This window comes from Oceaniferula spumae, assembly GCF_042849255.1.
GTDB classification, from domain to species: Bacteria; Verrucomicrobiota; Verrucomicrobiia; order Verrucomicrobiales; family Akkermansiaceae; genus Oceaniferula; species Oceaniferula spumae.
On record NZ_AP026866.1, the window covers coordinates 3,975,490 to 3,994,550 of the forward strand.

The 19,061-nt window shown below is 51.0% G+C and carries 18 protein-coding genes; 15 read left to right on the forward strand and 3 right to left on the reverse strand.

The annotated features are described in order from the left end of the window. Positions 1–87 precede the first annotated feature (87 nt). The 15 genes from rsfS to ACSPJT_RS16970 all read left to right on the forward strand — a co-directional run bounded on the left by rsfS (position 88) and on the right by ACSPJT_RS16970 (position 16,550). A complete protein-coding gene (gene rsfS, locus ACSPJT_RS16900; protein WP_435893735.1) occupies positions 88–450 on the forward strand; it encodes a ribosome silencing factor in 363 nt (120 codons plus the stop codon). A gap of 49 nt (positions 451–499) precedes the next feature. Further along, the gene (locus ACSPJT_RS16905; RefSeq protein WP_435893736.1) at positions 500–748 is read left to right on the forward strand and encodes a hypothetical protein; all 249 of its coding nucleotides are present in this window, start codon (positions 500–502) and stop codon (positions 746–748) included. A gap of 474 nt (positions 749–1,222) precedes the next feature. Continuing rightward, complete coding sequence (locus ACSPJT_RS16910; RefSeq protein ID WP_435893737.1) at positions 1,223–2,656, forward strand: hypothetical protein; 1,434 nt, start codon at positions 1,223–1,225, stop codon at positions 2,654–2,656. Positions 2,657–2,725: 69 nt separating this feature from the next. After that, positions 2,726–4,366 carry a solute:sodium symporter family transporter gene (locus ACSPJT_RS16915; RefSeq protein ID WP_435893738.1) on the forward strand — a complete coding sequence of 547 codons (1,641 nt, stop codon included), beginning with the start codon at positions 2,726–2,728 and terminating at the stop codon, positions 4,364–4,366. Between the two features lie 230 nt (positions 4,367–4,596). Continuing rightward, the gene (locus tag ACSPJT_RS16920; protein ID WP_435893739.1) at positions 4,597–5,058 is read left to right on the forward strand and encodes a division/cell wall cluster transcriptional repressor MraZ; all 462 of its coding nucleotides are present in this window, start codon (positions 4,597–4,599) and stop codon (positions 5,056–5,058) included. Positions 5,059–5,393: 335 nt separating this feature from the next. Beyond that, positions 5,394–6,347, forward strand: coding sequence for a 16S rRNA (cytosine(1402)-N(4))-methyltransferase RsmH (rsmH, locus tag ACSPJT_RS16925; RefSeq protein ID WP_435893740.1), 954 nt, complete (start codon positions 5,394–5,396; stop codon positions 6,345–6,347). Beyond that, positions 6,344–6,703 (forward strand): hypothetical protein, encoded by a 360-nt coding sequence (locus tag ACSPJT_RS16930; protein WP_435893741.1) that lies wholly within the window; start codon positions 6,344–6,346, stop codon positions 6,701–6,703. The genes rsmH and ACSPJT_RS16930 overlap by 4 nt, the downstream gene beginning before the upstream one ends. Further along, on the forward strand, positions 6,703–8,604 hold the full coding sequence (locus ACSPJT_RS16935) for a peptidoglycan D,D-transpeptidase FtsI family protein (RefSeq protein WP_435893742.1): 1,902 nt from the start codon (positions 6,703–6,705) through the stop codon (positions 8,602–8,604). Before ACSPJT_RS16930 ends, ACSPJT_RS16935 begins: the two co-directional genes overlap by 1 nt. Positions 8,605–8,624: 20 nt before the next feature. Then, positions 8,625–10,109, forward strand: coding sequence for a UDP-N-acetylmuramoyl-L-alanyl-D-glutamate--2,6-diaminopimelate ligase (locus ACSPJT_RS16940; RefSeq protein ID WP_435893743.1), 1,485 nt, complete (start codon positions 8,625–8,627; stop codon positions 10,107–10,109). Further along, the gene (locus ACSPJT_RS16945; protein WP_435893744.1) at positions 10,109–11,485 is read left to right on the forward strand and encodes a UDP-N-acetylmuramoyl-tripeptide--D-alanyl-D-alanine ligase; all 1,377 of its coding nucleotides are present in this window, start codon (positions 10,109–10,111) and stop codon (positions 11,483–11,485) included. The genes ACSPJT_RS16940 and ACSPJT_RS16945 overlap by 1 nt, the downstream gene beginning before the upstream one ends. Before the next feature lie 81 nt (positions 11,486–11,566). Beyond that, positions 11,567–12,658 (forward strand): phospho-N-acetylmuramoyl-pentapeptide-transferase, encoded by a 1,092-nt coding sequence (gene mraY, locus ACSPJT_RS16950; protein WP_435896207.1) that lies wholly within the window; start codon positions 11,567–11,569, stop codon positions 12,656–12,658. 1 nt (position 12,659) lies between these two features. Then, positions 12,660–13,967 carry a UDP-N-acetylmuramoyl-L-alanine--D-glutamate ligase gene (gene murD / locus ACSPJT_RS16955; protein WP_435893745.1) on the forward strand — a complete coding sequence of 436 codons (1,308 nt, stop codon included), beginning with the start codon at positions 12,660–12,662 and terminating at the stop codon, positions 13,965–13,967. A gap of 58 nt (positions 13,968–14,025) precedes the next feature. Further along, the gene (locus ACSPJT_RS16960) at positions 14,026–14,895 is read left to right on the forward strand and encodes a LysM peptidoglycan-binding domain-containing protein (protein ID WP_435893746.1); all 870 of its coding nucleotides are present in this window, start codon (positions 14,026–14,028) and stop codon (positions 14,893–14,895) included. Positions 14,896–14,944: 49 nt separating this feature from the next. Further along, on the forward strand, positions 14,945–16,090 hold the full coding sequence (locus tag ACSPJT_RS16965) for an FtsW/RodA/SpoVE family cell cycle protein (protein ID WP_435893747.1): 1,146 nt from the start codon (positions 14,945–14,947) through the stop codon (positions 16,088–16,090). A gap of 97 nt (positions 16,091–16,187) precedes the next feature. Continuing rightward, positions 16,188–16,550 (forward strand): DUF2007 domain-containing protein, encoded by a 363-nt coding sequence (locus tag ACSPJT_RS16970; RefSeq protein WP_435893748.1) that lies wholly within the window; start codon positions 16,188–16,190, stop codon positions 16,548–16,550. 97 nt (positions 16,551–16,647) lie between these two features. On the opposite strand, the gene rpsU is transcribed toward ACSPJT_RS16970, so the two are convergent. The 3 genes from rpsU to ACSPJT_RS16985 form a co-directional block, all read right to left on the reverse strand. Next, positions 16,648–16,866, reverse strand: coding sequence for a 30S ribosomal protein S21 (gene rpsU, locus ACSPJT_RS16975; RefSeq protein ID WP_435893749.1), 219 nt, complete (start codon positions 16,864–16,866; stop codon positions 16,648–16,650). Positions 16,867–17,113: 247 nt separating this feature from the next. Then, positions 17,114–18,472 (reverse strand): LptF/LptG family permease, encoded by a 1,359-nt coding sequence (locus ACSPJT_RS16980; RefSeq protein ID WP_435893750.1) that lies wholly within the window; start codon positions 18,470–18,472, stop codon positions 17,114–17,116. Positions 18,473–18,582: 110 nt separating this feature from the next. After that, complete coding sequence (locus ACSPJT_RS16985; protein ID WP_435893751.1) at positions 18,583–18,885, reverse strand: hypothetical protein; 303 nt, start codon at positions 18,883–18,885, stop codon at positions 18,583–18,585. Between the last annotated feature and the right edge of the window lie 176 nt (positions 18,886–19,061).

Sequence of the window (19,061 nt, forward strand, 5' to 3'; positions counted from 1 at the left end):
ATTTCAAAAGACCGATCTTCCGCCGCGTGTTTGCATTTAAAACAGGCGGCTTTTTTATCGGTCATCCACTAAGACTGGTCCAACATCATGGCAATAGCAGGTAAAGAACTCGCCATCGCATGCGCTCGCGCTGCGGAGGAAATCCAGGCCGAGGACATTTGTGTGCTCGATCTCACTGGCGTATCCACGCTGACCGATTTCATGGTAGTCTGCTCCGGCACCTCGCTGCCTCACCTGAAGGCAGTGATGCGTGATGTGGAAAAGGATGTCATTGAAAAATTCGCCACCTCACCAGCTCAGGCCGAAGGCGGCTCTGATTCACGCTGGATGGTTCTCGATTACATCGATGTCATGGTGCACGTCATGCATCAGGAATTGCGAGATCTCTACGGTCTCGAAGACCTCTGGGCCGAAGGCAAAGAAGTCGAGTGGCAAGATACCGCTGAGTAGGGCGAACCCTATGGAGTGAATATTTGCTCCGCCATTGCGTCTACTTGGTATGGCGCGCAAGAAAATAGACCTGTCTAAAATCCACGGACGTATTCAGTTCGTGCGCAGTTTCCCCGACTACAAAGTCAAAGTGGTCGATCATTTTCCCGATTTGAAAGTGAAGCAGGTGACTCACTTTCCCAATAAGCCGGGACTGTGGAAAATTGTGAATTCTTTCCCTGATTATAAAATTCAGATCGTGAACTCCTTTCCGGATTTTAAGATTAAGTACGTTAAACATTTCCCAGGTGTGAAGTAAGAGAGCTGGCTCTGTGAATAACCTGTGTAAAAGATGTGAGTCCGCCTCGCTCAGACCAAAGTTAGGTGACGGAACCGTTTCCTAAACTCCTAGGGGTCAATGCTTCGAGAGCTTGTATGCTCGGTGAAGAAGCTGCTAGAAATAGACTTGTTCCCACAGGTTGATCACAGCGCATTTTATTACGGATAATCGAACTGAAACCTGAATCTATCAGCTTTACAGGAGAGTAGTTCACAGGGAAGTCAAAGTTCCACACAGGTTATTCACATTCGAGGTGGTGTTTTTTAGCATTAAAATTGAAAATCTCGCAGTGAAATGGTCCGGTAAATTGTTGGTGTGGATTCAGAGCATTTACGAGAACCAAACGATTGTGAATAACTCGTGTATAACTTGTGGGGAAAACACCCGATTCGCTAGAGTAAGCGAGTGACATAACATCTTTCCACCCGTCATTTCTAGAGCTAGCATGCCAGCATGATAGCTTCTTGGAAATGGCTCTTGGCGGTGGTGATAGCCGCCCTGTTGGGTTTTTTGTCCGGCAAGGGCACTACCGAAAATGAAGATGAATCGATTCAGTCTGAGGTCGATGTGAAAGAAAGATACGGGCGGTCTAATTCATCTCAGGCACGTGCGAGCCGACGGTTGCATCAAGGGTCCAGATCTGAGCTTAAAAATGCCAAGTTCGATAAGATGCTGGCGGAAATGAACGCTTACTCGGAAATCGATGTGTTCGGAGTTGAGAACGGGTCCTCATTTGCTCGCATGTGTGGGTTGGTGATGAATTTGCCGCGCGGAGAATTCCCCGGAGTGATGGCTCGAATTAAGGAGGCAGGGACTGCAAACCAGGAAAAGTTCAGAAATCTATTACTTCGGCGCTGGGTGGAGTTCGATCCAGATGCTGCGATGTCATGGGTTGAAGGTCAGAAGGATGAAGCCGACGAAGCCGAGAGTTTGAGTCTGCAATTTTTCGTCCTCCAAGAGGCTGTGATAGATCACCCCGCTTGGGCAGTCGAGCGATTGAAATCTTGGAGTGGGTTGGTGGAAGCGTTGAATAAGAAAGCAGGTGAAGAGGGGGGCGTTGACGATCCGTTCGGTGATCATTACGTATCGTATGATATGGACTTGTTTTGTCTGCGTCTGGCTTTGCTTCCAGAACAGCAGCGAGAGGCCTTGAGAAAAAGTATGGGGGAAAAGTGGTTTGCAGAGGGGACAGGTGGTTGGGCTAGGGGAATCGCAGCCCACAGTAACCCCGATCAGGTGCAGGCTCTGAGCACCGAGTATTTGGCGAAGAAGCAATACGCGGGATTGAGGGAGTCCTTGGAGTTACTGGCCAAGCGCGATTGGAAACTGGTCAAGCAATGGGCCGATAGTCATGACAGCGACGATGCTGAAAATGTGGTGTTCAAATCTTGGTCAAAAGAGGATCCTTCTGCCGCCGCTCTGTGGTATATCAATCGTTCGGACGATGCTCGTGAGCGACATGGTCGACTGGGCACAGTTGCCTCTAACATAAAGGATGACGAAGCTCGCCGCAATTGGATCGCGTCGATGGAAGCGCAGGGGGAGGACGTGTCCGGGCCATGGTCTGACTACATTCAGCTCAAGAGTCGTGCCGGGGAGTTGGAGGAGGCGGCCAGCCTGTTGTCGAAGGTTCCGGATTCTGACCGGCAAGAGTTGCTAGTCGGAATCTATCAACGTGCATCGAATTTAATTTGGTTTAAAGATGAGGAAGGGGGCTCGATGCAAATAGTCAGTGCAAATCCCAGTCACTCAGACTTTCTTGCGTCATTGCCTGGTTATCAAGATTACCTCTTAGACCAGAACGCTACTGCGCTAGAGCATATAAAGAGGTATATTGAGACCGCGAATGCCTCGATCAGTCGGAAAGCATCGCCGGATGATAAGTGACATGCCCTCGATGCTCCTTGCGCTATGAGCTGAATTCATTTTTATTGAGCCATTCCTTTTGGTGTTATTATGAATCTAACTATCCTCTCTTTCCTCTTTTTTACCGCGCTCGTCGGTTTTCTTACATGGCGTATCACGCGTAAAGATGATCATGAAAGTTCGGAGGGGTATTTCCTGGGCGGCCGTAAGTTGGCCTTCCCCTTCATCGCTGGATCACTGTTACTGACGAATCTTTCCACTGAACAATTGGTTGGATTGAATGGTGCGGCATTTGAGCATGGTCTCCATGTGATGGTCTGGGAGGTCGTGGCTGTCGTCGCTCTGGTATGCATGGCGTTGTATTTCTTACCGAAGTTCCTTCGAAGTGGCATCGCGACCGTTCCTCAGTATCTGGGCATTCGTTATGACGGCCAGACCAGACTGATAGTGGATGCTGTATTTCTGTTAGCCTACGCCCTCATCCTTCTGCCCATCGTGCTTTATTCCGGTGCCAAAGGTCTCGCTAGCATGTTGGACATCAGTGCGCTGACTGGGATCGAGAGCGAGCTTGGGGTGATCTGGTTTGTGGTGATCCTGATCGGGGTGATCGGTTCTGTCTACGCGCTGTTCGGCGGGCTGCGTACGGTGGCGGTCTCGGATACATTGAATGGTGCAGGTCTGTTAGTGGGGGGTATTTTGATCACTTGGTTTGGTCTGCAAGCAGTGGGGGATGGCGCTGGCGTGATCAAGGGTGTGGAAATTCTCAAGACAACGGAGCCGGAGCGCTTTAATTCGATCGGAGGGCCAAATGCCAACGTGCCATTCTCAACCATCTTTACCGGGGTGATGTTATTGAATTTGTTCTATTGGTGTACTAACCAGCAAATTATCCAGCGGACGTTTGGTGCCAGTAGCTTGAGCGAAGGTCAAAAGGGTGTGCTGATCACCGGTGGCCTTAAATTGTTGGGGCCTCTGTATCTGGTGATCCCTGGAATGATCGCTTACCATCTCTACGCCAGTGGCGGACTGAAGGGAGACGATGCCTACGGGCACTTGGTGAAGTCGGTGTTGCCACCGCATTTGACCGGCTTTTTTGCTGCGGTGATGGTCGGCGCGATTTTGAGTTCGTTTAACTCGGCCTTGAACTCGACGAGCACCATTTTCAGCCTGGGTTTCTACAAGGGCCTTCTCAACAAGGAGGCTAGTGATAAGCAGGTGGTGGCTAGCGGGAGATGGTTCGGTGGTGCGATTGCGGTTATTTCAATGTTGATCGCTCCCCAGCTTCTCGGCCAAGAGAGTCTGTTCGGCTACCTACAGAAAATGAACGCAATCTACTTCATTCCTCTGTTCGCCGTGATCGTGGTCGGGATGCTCAGTAAGCGCGTGCCAGCTCTCGCCGCCAAGGTGGGGATGGCGGTAGGGTTCCTGCTGTTTTTCATCGGCTACTTTGTGAACATTGGCGACAAGCAGGCCGAAGACGGCAGCACGATCCCTACCTACATTTCTGGTGATTGGTTTAATGGTTTCCACTTTATTGGTATTGTTTTTGCCATCATCGTCGCTGTGATGTTATTGATCGGCTTGATCAAACCCCGTGGCTCGGATTTCGTTCAGCAAGACGTAAATGCGGTCGACATGACTCCTTGGAAATACAGCAAGTTCGTCGGTGGCATTTTGGTCATGCTGGTGGTGGTCATTTATGCCTGTTTCGCCGACTTCAGTGTCCTGTAGAAAATTAGGAGCTGCAACTGGTCAATGCAGGCCTATCAGTTCGGCCTGTATCATACTGATTGACTTATGATCGCTCGGTCATATCATTCACCTATCCGGAATTTTAGGTTTCTGCGATTTTCGAGATAAGTTGATTTCTTGAAAAAACTTAAACATTGAAGAGATTAACTGTTGACCCGTGGTGCATTATTGTGTACTAAAATGCTCAATCAAGCCAAGCTGGTGCACCAATGGACACGAAAAGTTACAAACTCGGAGGGTTTTACCCTTACAAAATGGACGCGAAATGCCGCGTTTCCGTTCCGAGTGACTGGCGTGCCCAGATCGGCAACGGCGAGCTTCAACTCCTGCAGTCATCGAACGAAAAGCTACCCACGCTTCGGGTGCTGACCGAAAACGAGTTCGAAAAAATGCAGAATGAAGTGGAAAGCAGCGATCTGAAGCCTGCGCAGAAACGAGCCTACCTCGGTGCGTTTTTCGAGCGCTGCACAAAAACCCACATTAACGACCAAGGGAAGCTGAGTATTCCCAAGGCCTTACTTGACCACCCCGGTCTGGTAGCAGGTGAGTCGTTGGTCCTCTGTGGACGTGGTGGCTATATCGAAATTTTGAACGAAGACAATTATCAGAAACTTTGCACCGCCCGCGAGGCTACCATCGAGGATCTCGATGCGGACTTCGGTTTCTTTTAACAGACTTCAACAAACTGAACCTATTTTTCCTGTGATACACGCTGATACGCAACTGACAAAACCGCTGTTCACCCAGCGAAATGGTGCTTGTGCAGAGGTCGGGATGACTTGGAGGGAGTCCCGCCTCTGCACGGCATCAATGTCCGCTGCCTAATCACAGAACATCTATTTGAATTCTAACACAAAACACTTTCCTGGATACACGCTGATACAACGATGCAGTTCACCCTTACGCGTTCATGTTGTTTAAACATACAAAGTTGGTAGTCGCTGGGATCGGGATGACTTGGAGGGAGTCCCGACCCAGCGATTCTTCTTTGTCCACGATCTGCAGTATGGAATCGAATGAATCTACAAAAGGCGACTACCATGTGCCGGTTCTTTTGCCGGAGGTGTTGCACTTTATGGCACCCGCTGAGGGAAAAGTGTTAGTCGATGGCACCCTTGGTGGTGGCGGACACACGGAAGCGATGTTGAAGACCGGAGCCACGGTGATCGGTATTGATCAAGATGAGCAGGCACTTGCTTTCGCGCGCGAACGGCTTGCTGCCTACGCTGATCGATTCACAGCTCTGAAAGGAAATTTTGCCAGCATGCCACAGCTGCTCGCGGACGCCGGGCATCAGCAAGTCGATGGTATCCTCGTGGACATCGGCGTTTCATCTTGGCAACTGGATGAGGCTGAACGTGGTTTTTCTTTTGCCAAGGACGGGCCTCTCGATATGCGAATGAACCAATCATCCGGGCAAACGGCCGCGGACTTGGTGAACACCGCATCTGAGCAGGAACTGAAAACTATTTTCTTTGAATACGGTGAAGAGCGAGCCTCGAATAAAATCGTCCGTCGTATCATCGAGCGCCGTGAACAAAAACCGTTTCTAACCACTCTGGATCTTGCCGATGTCATCGCCTCCGTAGTTCCTCGTGGTGGTAAATCCCACCCCGCAACCCGTGTGTTTCAGGCTCTGCGCATTGCGGTGAATGACGAACTGGGTGTGTTGAGAAAGCTGCTGGAGCAGTCAGCTGAAATGCTTCGTCCTGGTGGCCGTTTGGCCGTGATTACCTTTCACAGCCTCGAGGATCGCATCGTTAAACAATTCTTCAAAAAGGCATCCGAAACACACGTCGACCGCAAAGAGTGGCCGGAGCCAAGACCCAACCCTGACTACCATTTCAAACTTCTAACTCGTCGGCCCGTCGTGGCTGGAGAGGGGGAGCTTAAGCTCAACCGACGCTCGCGCAGTGCCAAGCTGCGTGTGGTCGAAAAAATTGACATATCGAACGCATGAATAAGACCAAGAAAAATAACCGCGGCTTTAGTTTTGCTGAAATCACCCTGCTGATCATGGCCGGCGTCGTTCTTATGACGGCTGGGGTCACCCATGCCTGGTTGAAAAACAGCCAAGTGGAAGTGGTGCGTGATGTCGATAAAACCCAACAACGGATCAGTGATCACAATGACTCGATCAACAGCCTACAGGTCAAGATCGATAAAAAACTCAACATCTATCAAATGCGCGATGATCTCGAACGCCGCGAGTCCGAACTCGTAGTGGTGCCAGTGAGCGCCATCGAAAAAATCACTCCATATTCCCGGCCTAAGACAGCCGATCGTGCGACTTCCGTCGCCCAAGTACAGCCATAATGAATCCTGCCTCTACACGCCGCCGTTGCCTCTTCCTCTGCCTGATCTTTGTGATCGGGCTGAGTGGCTTATCGGCGAGACTGGTTTATCTTCAGGTAGTCAAGTCCTCTGACTACGCGAAGAAGTCGGACCGTGTCTCCGTGCGTAAAGAGCTGCTGAAGGCGAACCGTGGTTGTATTGTCGATATCAATAACCAGTTGGTGGCACGGAACATTCCCCGTGCACGATTGGCTCTCGATAAAAAACTGCTTCACGACATTGGTCCTGCGACTTTGGCTCTGGCCAACAAAGAGCTGCGTGAAACACCCGAATGGCATGACTGGGACGAACGCACACGCAAACGTCAAATAAAAGCCCGTGCCTCAAAGATGAAGAATGAGATGCAGGCGGATGTCATCATCGATAAATACATCGCGCATGTCATCAACACCTTCGCCCGCCCACTCGGCTTACATCCGCTCGAACTGCGGGAGCGGATGAATCTGGACAACAAGAAACAGAAATACGTGGTCCTCAAGCAGGATATTTCCGAGGACGATGCTGACAAGCTGAAGCAGCTGACGATCGACCACAGCATTCTTCACGCCTTTGTTTTCGAGGAAACTCAAAAGCGCTGGTACGTCATGCCTGAGATGGCGGCGCACATCATCGGATTTGTTAGTCATGAGTCGAAAGGCATGGCTGGTATTGAAAGCCAGATGGATAGCTACATGGCTGGAAAAGATGGCTATGTGAAAAATCATCGCGATAAGTTCGATCTGTTAGCCGTTGCGAAACCTCAGGAAATTCGTCCTCCGATTCACGGTTTAAACGTGCAGCTAACTATCGATATGGGACTGCAAGCCATTCTCGAAGAGGAACTGGATGCTGGGCTCGCTGAATTCCAAGCCATCAAAGGAACCATCATTCTAATGAACCCGAAGACGGGCGAAGTGATGGCAATGGCTAGTCGCCCAACTTACAATCTGAACACCCGCGAAAACATCGCAGAGAATGGTTATGACTTTGCTACCCAGGCTATTTACGAGCCAGGTTCTACGTTGAAAATCATTTCCACTGCAGGAGCTATGGACCTCGGATTGGTTCTGCCTAGCACTTTGGTGAACTGCCACTACGGAAACTACCGTGTTGGCTCTGTTCGTGTTCCTGATCACCATCCGTATGGCATGTTGAGTGTTGAGCAAGTGTTAGCTAAATCGAGTAACATCGGCTCTTATAAGATTGCGTTACAGTTGGGACGGGAGAGATTTTTTGATTACCTCGCGGATTTTGGCTTTGGAAAGAAAACAGGAATTCGCATGGCGGGCGAGAGTGCTGGGGTAACGAACGACACTGGAAATCCTACCGACTTTTCCCGCAACTCATACGGTTATGCCATCAGTGTCACTCCACTACAAGTAGCCTGCGCCTATTCCGCCATCGCGAACGGAGGCACGCTGATGAAGCCTTTGTTAGTGAAGTCGATCATGGCGAATAACGGCACCACGATCATGAACAACAAGCCGATTCCGGTGCGACGTGTTATCAAGGAAAGCACAGCTCGCAAGATGCGCCGTGCGCTTGCAACGGTTGTCGATATCAAAGGAACAGCCAGCCGCGCTCATGTCGATGGTTTCCAAGTCGGAGGTAAAACCGGGACCACGGTGAAGATCAATCCGGACGGCGGTTATCTGCATGGGCGTTACACCGTTTCATTCGCAGGAATGTTACCGGCCGAAGATCCAGCTTTCGTCTGTGTGGTCGTGGTTGACGATCCACAGACCAATGAAGTGAAGCGTTACGGCGGAACCATTGCCGCTCCAATTTTTGCCAAAGTCGCTACTCGCGTCGCCAACCGACTGGGGCTTGAGCCTACAGAGCCCATCGCTCCATCACAACCACTCGCCCAGTCTGACCACTAGGCAAACACCTAACAATTTTCATGCAATTACGCTCACTCATTCAAAGTCTTTCCAAGGCCACCGTTTCAGGTGATCTCGATCAAGAGGTCACAGGTGTCACCTCGGATTCCCGTGAGGTCGAAAAAGGAAACATCTTCGTAGCTGTTCGTGGCAGCGATGTCGACGGCCAGAAATTCATTCCTCAGGCGATCGAAAAAGGCGCCTGTGCCATCGTCTCTGAAGTGGCTCCGTCCACTGATTGGGATGGTAAGGTGTGCTGGGCGCATGTTTCAGACAGCCGCGCAGCCGTTGCTTCTCTGGCTTGTGCTTGGAACGAAAACCCCTCCGCTGGTATGAAGGTGGTAGGTATCACAGGCACCAATGGCAAAACCACAACAGCCTTCATCACTCACGCGATCATGGAGTCCGTGTGGACTCGTGCTGGTTTGTTAGGAACGGTGCAGGTGAATGACGGTGAGAAAGTCGTTACCGCTACACACACCACGCCCGGACCCGTGGAGTTGCAGAAAATTCTGCGCAACATGGCTGACAACGCATGCCGTGGGGTGGCCATGGAAATTTCATCTCATGCTCTCGAGCAAAAACGCACCGATGGCCTTCAGCTCGATGTTGCTGTCTTCTCAAACTTAAGCCAAGACCATCTCGACTATCACGGCAATATGGACGGCTACTTTGCCGCCAAACGCCGGATGTTTGAACTATTGGAAACTCAAGAGGGTGACAAAAAACCGACTGCGGTAGTCAATCTGGACGACCCATATGGCCAGCGTCTCGTGGAAGAGTTCAAAGGTCGCTTGTATTTCCTAACATATGGTCACGGAGTCCATGCCAACATGCGAATCGGGCGCGAGACGCAAACTGTTCGTGGAACGGAATTCGAGATCAAGTTCAAGGATCGCGAGTATTTGGTCCGCACACCTTATATTGGTCGTTTCAACGTGTTTAATTGCACTGCAGCGCTGGCTGCTTGTATCGCAGCTGGTATCAAACCGCGTGATGCCGTGCGTGCGTTTGCTGATGCTCCGCAAGTTCCGGGCCGGATGGAGAATGTAGGGACTCGTGATGGAGCCACCTTGTTTGTCGATTACGCACATACGCCGGATGCCTTGGAAAATGCCTGTGCTGCCCTTCGTGAGCTACGTCCAAAACGTCTGATCACTGTGTTCGGATGCGGCGGAAACCGTGATCGCACCAAACGCCCGTTAATGGGGCAGGCGGCATCCGCCGGAAGTGATCTTTGCATCGTCACATCGGATAACCCTCGCGATGAAGACCCGGAGGTTATTATCCGTGATGTCGAAAAAGGCATGGTAGGAAAACGCTACGAAAGCATCCCCGATCGGATGACGGCGATTCAAACTGCTGTGAATATTTCGGCAGAAGGCGACGTCATTCTAGTCGCCGGTAAAGGGCATGAAACTTACCAGGAAATCGCGGGCAACCGGATTGATTTCGATGATCGACGAGCCGCCTACAAGGCACTGAACCTAAAAAAAGTGGAATAATGAAACCCCTCTCCATAGCAGAAATCGTCACCGCAACCGGCGGTGAACTGGTCGGTAACGATACAGGTCGAACTATTCGAGCGATTTCAACAGACACGCGAAGCCTCGGTGAGGGTTCGCTGTTTGTGGCTTTACGTGGAGATCACTTTGACGGCCATAACTTCGTAGGCACGGCGGTTGAGAATGGTGCGGAGTGCTTGATGTTGGATACCCTTCCCGAGAACGCAGACGAGCTTGAGGTTCCCGTTCTCCTCGTTAAAAATACGCTCTACGGTCTCCAGCGACTGGCTAAATGGTATCGCGACCACCTCGACATCAAGGTGATTGGCATCACTGGGTCTAACGGAAAGACGTCGACGAAAGACTTCACAGCTGCCGTCTTGCGCCAGAAATTCAAAGTCAATGCCACCAAAGGTAACTTGAACAATCACATCGGCCTCCCATTGAGTGTGCTTTCTACCGAGGAGGATGACCAAGTGTGTGTCTGGGAAATGGGGATGAACCATGCCGGTGAAATTGCACCGCTTTGCGACATTTCCAGCCCTGACATTGGTATCATCACCAACATCGGCACGGCTCATATTGAATTCCTCGGGTCACGCGAGGGGATCGCTGAAGAAAAAGCTTCACTGGCACGTGCTCTTCCTGAGAACGGAACATTAGTGGTGACGGCTAGCTGTGACTTTGTCGATTATCTGATAGAGCGCAGCCATGCGAAAACGATCGTAGCAGGAAACTGCCGGGGTGCCGTGCGCGCAGAAAACTTACACGTTCTGGAAAGCGGCTCTGCATTCGATCTCTGCATAGATGGGCAAGATCCTGTGCCAGTAGAAATCAAGGTCAGCGGCAAACACATGGTCAATAACGCCTTACTCGCTGCCGCAGCAGGTTATGCACTGGGGATGTCAGCATCGGAGATCGCGGCTGGTTTGAATGGAGCCGAACTAACAACAGGCCGTTTACGCCGTTATGATAGCCAAGGAATCACAGTGATCGATGATACCTACAACGCCAATCCTGACTCAGTGGTCGCAGCGATTGAAACCCTGACGGATTTGCCCATCCACAACGGTGGTCGTCGTGTTGTTGTTTTAGGCATGATGGCAGAGCTTGGAAAGCATGCCGATACTGAACATTTGCGCGTAGGCCGATTGGCTGCCGAGAAAAAGCTGCAAGTGGTCAGTGTAGGTCAGCAAGCCGAAAAAATCTACCAAGGCGCACACGAAGTCAGTGAGTCAGCCGTGCAGTTTGAGAACCCGTCTGACGCTGCAGCTTGGCTGAAAGAATTTTGCAAAGAAGGGGACAGAGTCCTCTTTAAGGGAAGTCGCATGGCTGGAATGGAAAACGTCATGAACGAAGCCTTCCCTCAAACCTAATCAATTTAAAAACAGATGTTATATTGGATCTACGAAATCTGGGAAAAAGCGAACAGTCAGAATGCTGACTGGGCGTACTACATGCGTTTCCTAAACCTGCTGCAATACATTACAATCCGTGCAGGCCTCGCATGTATTCTCACGTTCCTTGCCTGTGTTTGTTGGGGGCAATGGGTGATTCGTAAGTTGATCTCGTTAAAAGTGGGCCAGCCGATCCGGAGTGCGGAGGAGGTTCATAAGTTGAACGAGCTTCATGGCGGTAAAGCCGGAACACCCACAATGGGTGGCGTGATGATTCTTGGTTCCGTGCTGATTGCTGTGCTGCTTTGTGGGCAAGCGATGAATCCATTCGTAGCGGTCACCACTTGCGTCATGCTGGCTCTCGGACTCTTGGGTTTCATTGATGACTACACGAAGGTGAAGTTGAAAAGCTCTGACGGTGTTAGTGGTAAGACCAAGTTGTTCTGGCAGTTCACTATCGGCGTAATTGCGGCTACTTTTCTATACTACAAAACCCAATCGATGGGTTACACCTTGGTGAAACAGCCGCTGACAATTAGCGAGCTGACATTCCCTCTGTTTAAGACGCCAATCATTGATCTCGGAATGTTTTGTATCCCGGTTTTTGCGGTGATCATCGTTGGCTGTTCCAATGCCGTGAATCTAACTGATGGGCTTGATGGGCTTGCTACCGGATGCACCATCACAGTCTCACTTGCTTACGCGGTGATCGCTTACCTCTGTGGTCACTTTTACATGGCCAAAGAATACCTCTTCATTCCATTCAATCCGCACGCTCAGGAGTTAGGGGTCTTTTTGATGGCTCTGGTTGGCGCCTGCTTTGGTTTCCTTTGGCACAATTGTCACCCCGCCAAAGTTTTCATGGGAGACACAGGTTCCCTCGCGATCGGTGGTGCGCTCTCGACTGCGGCGATTTGCACCAAGCAAGAGCTTCTGCTGGTAGTGATTGGCTGGGTGTTCGTCATGGAGGCTCTCTCGGTGATTTTGCAAGTGGGTAGCTTCAAGCTCACAGGAAAACGTATCTTCGCAATGTCGCCTATCCATCACCACTTCGAGTTGCGCGGCTGGCATGAAAGCCAAGTCATCATCCGGTTCTGGATCATCTCTATCTTTAGCGGACTGCTCGGTCTGGCCATTTTGAAAATCGTCTAACATGAATCTAAAAAACAAACACGTCATTGTCCTAGGAGCCGGCCGAAGTGGTCGGGCTGCCGCTGCGCTTGCGTTGCGGGAAGGGGCAACCGTGTCTGTTCACGATGCTTCCCCAGAGATCAAAGGTTTCGACGATTCAGTTTCTGTAGTGCCAAACGCAAGCATAGCCACAGGGAAAGAGAGCCACTGTGATGTGCTGGTTCTTTCTCCAGGAATCGACGGCGAAACAGACTTTGTCCGCGCTTATGCCGAGAATGCGGGAGAACTGATTGGTGAAATAGAATTGGCCGCTAGATTCTATCAGGGGCGTATCGTTGCGATCACTGGCACTAACGGAAAAACAACCACCACTGAGCTGGTTCAGCGTATGTTATCATTCTCTGGTATCTCTTGCCTGGCGTGCGGTAACTACGGTGTTCCTTTTGCAGAAGTCGTTTTATTGGATGAGCCACCCGCATCTGTCGCGCTTGAGGTTAGCTCATTTCAGTTAGAAACGATCGACAGTTTTCACCCTGAGTCAGTCATCTGGTTGAATTTCTCAGCAGATCATATGGATCGTTACCCAACGATCGAGGCATACAAAAATGCCAAACTTCGCATTTTTGAAAACCTGACAGCCAGCGATCGCATTGTTGTGAGAGCGGGGGAAGAGATTGGGCAGCATGCCTCGGAGACGCTTACGTTTTCTACCGAAGCTGATGCCGATTACACCCTGGACGGTCAGTGGATATGTCGTGATGGAAAAAAACTGATCGATCTGTCTACGACACGGCTCCGTGGCCTGCACAATGCTGAGAATGCCATGGCGGCATTTGCGGCGTGCGAACCTTTCGGTGTTGAACCATCTGTTGCGAACGAAGCCTTGTGTGGTTTTGCCCCTCCGCTTCATCGTTGTGAACTCGTTCGCACGCTTGACGGAGTTGAGTTCATCAATGACTCGAAAGCGACAAACCTGCATGCTCTCGACAGCGCATTGCGCTCGCAAAGCCGCCGCATCGTTTTGATCGCAGGAGGGAAACAAAAAGGACTTGATTACAAAGAGGTTCTTCCGCGCCTATTGCAAACAACCAAGAGCATCGTTGTTTTTGGTGAAATTGCAGATCAGCTCGTGCACACGTTCTCACCGATCGCAAGTGAAGTACCTACCACCAGGGTACAATCTCTGGAGGAGGCGATTCATCAGGCCTGCCAAGATGCCGAACACGGCGACACCATCCTTTTCTCTCCGGGGACATCATCCTTTGACATGTTTTCCGGATACGAAGAACGCGGCGACTGCTTCCGCCGTATTGTCAAAGAATTGAAGTAGTCCTTACCCAAAGAAAAATCCTAACAACCACAGCCCAAATACCCAACCAAATATCGTTATGAAAAAAACCATCCAAACAAAAAGAACTCGCACATCCGGTTCTAACTACCGTGTGCTCTATGCGAAGACAGGTCGCAAACGCCGTCTTCATGCTGCTACAGCTACCGCGGACCCTCATGTTGAACTCGAATCAGATGTGGCCAATGTGGGAATCGGAAAAGCTTTGGTAGTCATTCTCATTCTCCATGTTCTGGCGATTGCCGCAATTTACACACACAGCAAGTTCTTCAGCGATGAAGCTGTTGCAACTAACAAAGACAAGGCAGCGGCTTTACTGCCTGCTGCCGAGGTGAAGTCTCCAGAGCCTGAGCCAGCGAAGCCTGCAGCTGTCGCCCCAGTTGCTACTCCTGCGCCAACACCCGCACCAGAGCCTGCGGCGGTGGATCATTCTAGCCGTTACATCGTGGTGACCGGTGACACATACAACCGCATCGCAGATGCCCGTAATGTCGATGAGTCAGCACTCCGTGCTCTTAACAGCAACCGTCCACTGCGTGCCGGTGTTGTGCTCGATTTGCCAGCCGAGCTGTCCAGCCGTCCAGTCGTCGTAGGTTCTACTACTCCCAAGGCAACGCCAGCACCAGAAGTAGCCACTCAAATCCCAGAGCCTAAACACGCACGTGCCGTGGAGGTGGCCGAGGACACTGCCCCTAAAGCTGTCGTGGTCAAACCCAAGGTCAAGCACCCTGAAGCTGCCGCCACTGGAGTGGCCGATAGTGGTCAACGCTACACCGTGAAGAGTGGTGACACTGTCTGGCGCATCGCCAACCGATACAAAGTATCGCGTGACACACTTCTCAAAATCAATGGCATGACAGACCCTCGCAAACTGAGTGTTGGTCGCGAAATTAAGATTCCTACCAAGTAGGTTCAGAAGCAGTCAATAACGACTTCTGATTACTCAATCATCACATTTCATGGGACGTAGAAACGCTGTATTCCTCTGCTTGGCAGTCACCGCTCTGGTGACACTGGGCTTGGTGATGCTTACGAGTACCAGTGTGTGGGATGATGAAGTGAATGGCTATGCTCTGGTCAAGAAACAGGCTCTCTGGATCGTCGTTGGTATCATCGGTGCCGCCTTTGTCGCGGGGATGGATTACCGTAAGGCCCGACCCTACTGGATCTACCTTTTTATCGGGTCCTGTTTCCTGCTGTGCTTGTGTTATGTGCCGGGCATCGGTCAGGAAATCAAAGGTGAAGCGCGTTGGATCAAGATTCCGGGTGCACCACAGTTTCAGCCGTCAGAACTTGCGAAGATATTTGTGATACTGGGCATGGCTGCCTGGTTCTCACATTTTCAAACTGAGAGTCGGACGTTCTTTAAAGGATTTGTAGCACCAGGGGTTTTGTTAGGCATCCCTGTGTTATTGATCTTCTTTGAGAAAGACATGGGGACGGCGATGGCGTTAGGTGCGTCAGGGGTTGTGGTCATGTTTGTCGCAGGAACTCGGATACCGTATTTGGGGGTCTCAGGAGCAACTGCGTTAGCTGGCATGGCCTTTGTGGTTTGGAAAAACCCAGAACGTATGGGACGAGTGATGGCATTATTTGATCTGGAGAATGACAAGTATCGTTTGGGCGATGGTTATCAGCAGTTGCACGGGCTTTACGCCTTTGCCAACGGTGGCGTGGATGGCACCGGATTGGGCAATGGCGTGGAGAAACTGGGTTATCTGCCAGAGGCGCACACGGACTTCATTTTCCCCGCCATCGGGGAGGAGCTTGGGTTGTGGTTTACCTTGGGAAGTGTGTTTTGCTTTGTGGTGATTGTCGTTTATGGAATCGCGATTTCAGTCAACGCCCGTGATGATTTTGGCCGACTGTTAGCGATTGGTCTGACCAGCGTGATTGTGATCCCCGCGATGATGAACATTGGGGTGTGCACCGCCGTTCTGCCGAATACGGGTCTGCCGCTGCCCTTCATCAGCTATGGCGGAACCAACTTGGTATTCACGTTATTGGCTGTAGGTGGATTGATCTCGGTGCACCGACAAGCGACCTTCGTCAATCGAGCAGATATGCCGGTGATTAACGAGAAAAAGCAATGCGTCCGTATCTGATACGGAATGTGCATGCATGTTGATCCATGATCTCAAAAGCGCGTGATGAACGCGCTTTTACTGTTTATTCCAAGATGATAAATGTTAGTGTTTCCCAATGCGGGAGATATACAGGGCCAAAGACCATTCCATTGTGGCGTATTACAAATCGGTTCTCGAAGCCGAAGGTATCCCGATCATGCTACGCAACGAGCACCTGACAGGATCAGGTTTATCGGAAATTCCTATTCCTGAATTCTATCCGAATATCTGTGTGATGAATGATGAGGACTATCAGCGGGCTTGGGAGATCTTGAATCGGACGATTCACCTCAATGCCAAAAATGCTGAGTCCGAAGTTATTTGCAAAAATTGCGAAGAGAGCAATCCGGGGAATTTTGATATTTGCTTTGCCTGTGGTGAAAATCTTCCCTCCCTAGAGGATGGGGAGTTAGCCCCCTGCGAATCCTCGGAAGAATAAACCCGGGTCGAAGCACAAAAAAAGCACCCCGTATGAGGTGCTTTTTGGAAATTTTTAGACCGGCTAGTGACCGGTATGTGTCCCGTCAATGAATGACTTAGGCTTCAGTGTCTTCAGCCTTGTCACGCTGGAAACGCCAGCGGATACCGTGACGTTTGGCTGCGGTACGCTCTTTGCGTTGCTTGCGCTGGGTGACGGTTTCGAAGGCGCGGCGGCGGCGCATTTCTTCGAGGATGCCTTCGCCATCAAGCAATGACTTGAGACGTTTCAGAGCGCGGTCGACTGGCTCGTTCTTTTGGATTTCGATGCCTCTCATGAGATTATAGAATGTGAGTTACGGGATATACGGTTGTGGGTTCCGAGTAGGCACGATGTGCGTTTTGAGTAGGCACGATGTGCGTTTTTCGGAGCGGATTCCAGAGACTGAGTGGATTTCACTCGTGACGGGACGCGGAAACTAGGAGCGAAGGAGCCAGTGGTCAAGCACGAAAGAGCGTTTAATTGCTGATTTCGTTTCTGGGGAATTATGGAGGAATTGGGGCTTCGGACGTGTTCCGTTCCCCTTATTCGCCCGATGGTAGCAGCTTTTTCAAGCTTTGGTAAATCGGCCGACCTGCCATCCGGCGATTGAACAAGTAGAGCGCGATCACCGCGAACAAGATATTCGTGGCCCAGGCAGAGAGTGCAGGTGGCATGTGGCCAGCTTCACCGAAGGTAAGGAAAAACGTCGATGAAAACAGCATCCCCACACAGAGGAAGAGCGCGATGGCTACACCTCCGCCGATACCACGCCGACTGAAGACAATACCTAGCGGTGCTGCGATCAAGATGGTGATGAGGCAGATCACAGGCTGAGCAAATCGATAATGCCATTGAGTCAGATACGGGCTGCGGTTGGCCCACTCGATGCCCTCATTGGCTCGAAGCCAGCTGTTCAGATCCGGAATTCCGAGATGGGTATGGTCGAGGCCGGGTTTGACCAGTTGCCACGGTGTCTCATGCCAAGTTCTGGTGACCGTGTCGCCTGTTTTGATTCGAATAGGCACGGGTGACGCTTGTAAATCGATGAGCTGAACTCCTGTGAAGGTCCAATTTTTGTCAACGCGCGACCATTGGGCCACATCGGCTTCAAGCTTTTTGGTAGGGTGACCGCCGGAATTGAACTCGCGAATAGTGACATTGCGCAGGGTGCCTGTTTTTTCAAATTGGTAAGGAAATGCCCCGACCAGCCAGACTCGACGTGAATCTGAATCGCGGTAAAGAACGGATCTGGCGCGGTCCGCTTGGCCATCTTTGGCAACATCGATAATGAGGTCCTTATTTCCCTCAGACCAAGGTCCCCAGTGGTAGTTGAAAATCAGGCAGACAACCGAACAGAAGACTCCCGTGAAAAGCAGAGGCAGGACGATGCGGAAAACTCCTCGACCAGTCTGGATCATCGCGACGATTTCCTGATGACGTGACATTTTTCCCAAGCAATAGAGCAATGCCAGCAAGAGGACATAGGGGAGCAAGAATACAAAAACAGCCGGTATCAGAATGCTGTAATAGCTGATCACAACATCCATTGGGTTCTCTGTGTCACGGAAATCCGAGAAGTTGTTCTGTAAATCAGTGAGCAGCATCACGGCGAGCAAGGCGCTCATGCAGAGGGCGAAAGAGGTAAGGAATTGCCGAGCCATGTAGCGATCGAGGATTCCGGAGAATCGATAGATCCATGCGGCGATGGCAGGTAGCATACACAGAACTCCTAACAGGTAAGGGCGGAGTTTATGTCCGGAGATATCCGTGTCTGGAAAACCAAGGATGTGCTCGTTGACCGCGATGATTTCTCGGGGCACGATTTGCGTACAAAGAAAACCTCCTAACACCGTCAGAAGGACGGGCCAGAGGTAGCTTCTGACAGTGGACGCGCCAGCCATGCGCGGATCATGGGTCAGAGCATGCAGGCTGTCCAGCCATCAGTAACGAGAGCTGGTCATCGAGTCGGCATCGGTGCCTGACAGGCGAGCCATAGCAAAAAATGAAGTAGTTAGAGTGGCTTGGTCGTGGTGTGAGAATCTTGAAATTCGGCGATAGCCACGATCGAGGATTCGTAGCGTGTGGTATCTGACATCGCGTGCTCAAGTGATTGGCAGGCAGGGCAGTCTCCGTTATGATCGACCCACTCGGGGTGCATTTGCTTGAGGTTTTCAATTGTCAGGTTTTCCGCTGCATTGAAATTAGAGCGGGTTTTACGGTTCGCTGATGCGTGCCGACTTGGAGTAGGACCGGCAAGGGGGACAGTCGCCGATCTTGGGGTGTAATCCCTGGGGTTATTGGGTGTCATACTCATGGTCTTAATGGTGGGTAATGTAACTTACTGTAAGTTAGTGGTATGCGCAAGTTGGGGTGCTCTGTATTCCAAGTGATTTGATCAATTCTCGCGGCCGACTTGCGAGCAGGTGATAGCCGTGTTATTCCTTGGCCAGATTATGGGACTAGCCGATCGACAATATCACCAAGTGCCGC

Excerpts from the sequence above, each read along its gene's own strand:
- rsfS (WP_435893735.1), top strand. The coding sequence starts at position 88 with ATGGCAATAGCAGGTAAAGAACTCGCCATCGCATGCGCTCGCGCTGCG.
- ACSPJT_RS16905 (WP_435893736.1), top strand. The coding sequence starts at position 500 with ATGGCGCGCAAGAAAATAGACCTGTCTAAAATCCACGGACGTATTCAG.
- ACSPJT_RS16910 (WP_435893737.1), top strand. The coding sequence starts at position 1,223 with ATGATAGCTTCTTGGAAATGGCTCTTGGCGGTGGTGATAGCCGCCCTG.
- ACSPJT_RS16915 (WP_435893738.1), top strand. The coding sequence starts at position 2,726 with ATGAATCTAACTATCCTCTCTTTCCTCTTTTTTACCGCGCTCGTCGGT.
- ACSPJT_RS16920 (WP_435893739.1), top strand. The coding sequence starts at position 4,597 with ATGGACACGAAAAGTTACAAACTCGGAGGGTTTTACCCTTACAAAATG.
- rsmH (WP_435893740.1), top strand. The coding sequence starts at position 5,394 with ATGGAATCGAATGAATCTACAAAAGGCGACTACCATGTGCCGGTTCTT.
- ACSPJT_RS16930 (WP_435893741.1), top strand. The coding sequence starts at position 6,344 with ATGAATAAGACCAAGAAAAATAACCGCGGCTTTAGTTTTGCTGAAATC.
- ACSPJT_RS16935 (WP_435893742.1), top strand. The coding sequence starts at position 6,703 with ATGAATCCTGCCTCTACACGCCGCCGTTGCCTCTTCCTCTGCCTGATC.
- ACSPJT_RS16940 (WP_435893743.1), top strand. The coding sequence starts at position 8,625 with ATGCAATTACGCTCACTCATTCAAAGTCTTTCCAAGGCCACCGTTTCA.
- ACSPJT_RS16945 (WP_435893744.1), top strand. The coding sequence starts at position 10,109 with ATGAAACCCCTCTCCATAGCAGAAATCGTCACCGCAACCGGCGGTGAA.
- mraY (WP_435896207.1), top strand. The coding sequence starts at position 11,567 with ATGCGTTTCCTAAACCTGCTGCAATACATTACAATCCGTGCAGGCCTC.
- murD (WP_435893745.1), top strand. The coding sequence starts at position 12,660 with ATGAATCTAAAAAACAAACACGTCATTGTCCTAGGAGCCGGCCGAAGT.
- ACSPJT_RS16960 (WP_435893746.1), top strand. The coding sequence starts at position 14,026 with ATGAAAAAAACCATCCAAACAAAAAGAACTCGCACATCCGGTTCTAAC.
- ACSPJT_RS16965 (WP_435893747.1), top strand. The coding sequence starts at position 14,945 with ATGGGACGTAGAAACGCTGTATTCCTCTGCTTGGCAGTCACCGCTCTG.
- ACSPJT_RS16970 (WP_435893748.1), top strand. The coding sequence starts at position 16,188 with ATGCGGGAGATATACAGGGCCAAAGACCATTCCATTGTGGCGTATTAC.
- rpsU (WP_435893749.1), bottom strand. The coding sequence starts at position 16,866 with ATGAGAGGCATCGAAATCCAAAAGAACGAGCCAGTCGACCGCGCTCTG.
- ACSPJT_RS16980 (WP_435893750.1), bottom strand. The coding sequence starts at position 18,472 with ATGGCTGGCGCGTCCACTGTCAGAAGCTACCTCTGGCCCGTCCTTCTG.
- ACSPJT_RS16985 (WP_435893751.1), bottom strand. The coding sequence starts at position 18,885 with ATGAGTATGACACCCAATAACCCCAGGGATTACACCCCAAGATCGGCG.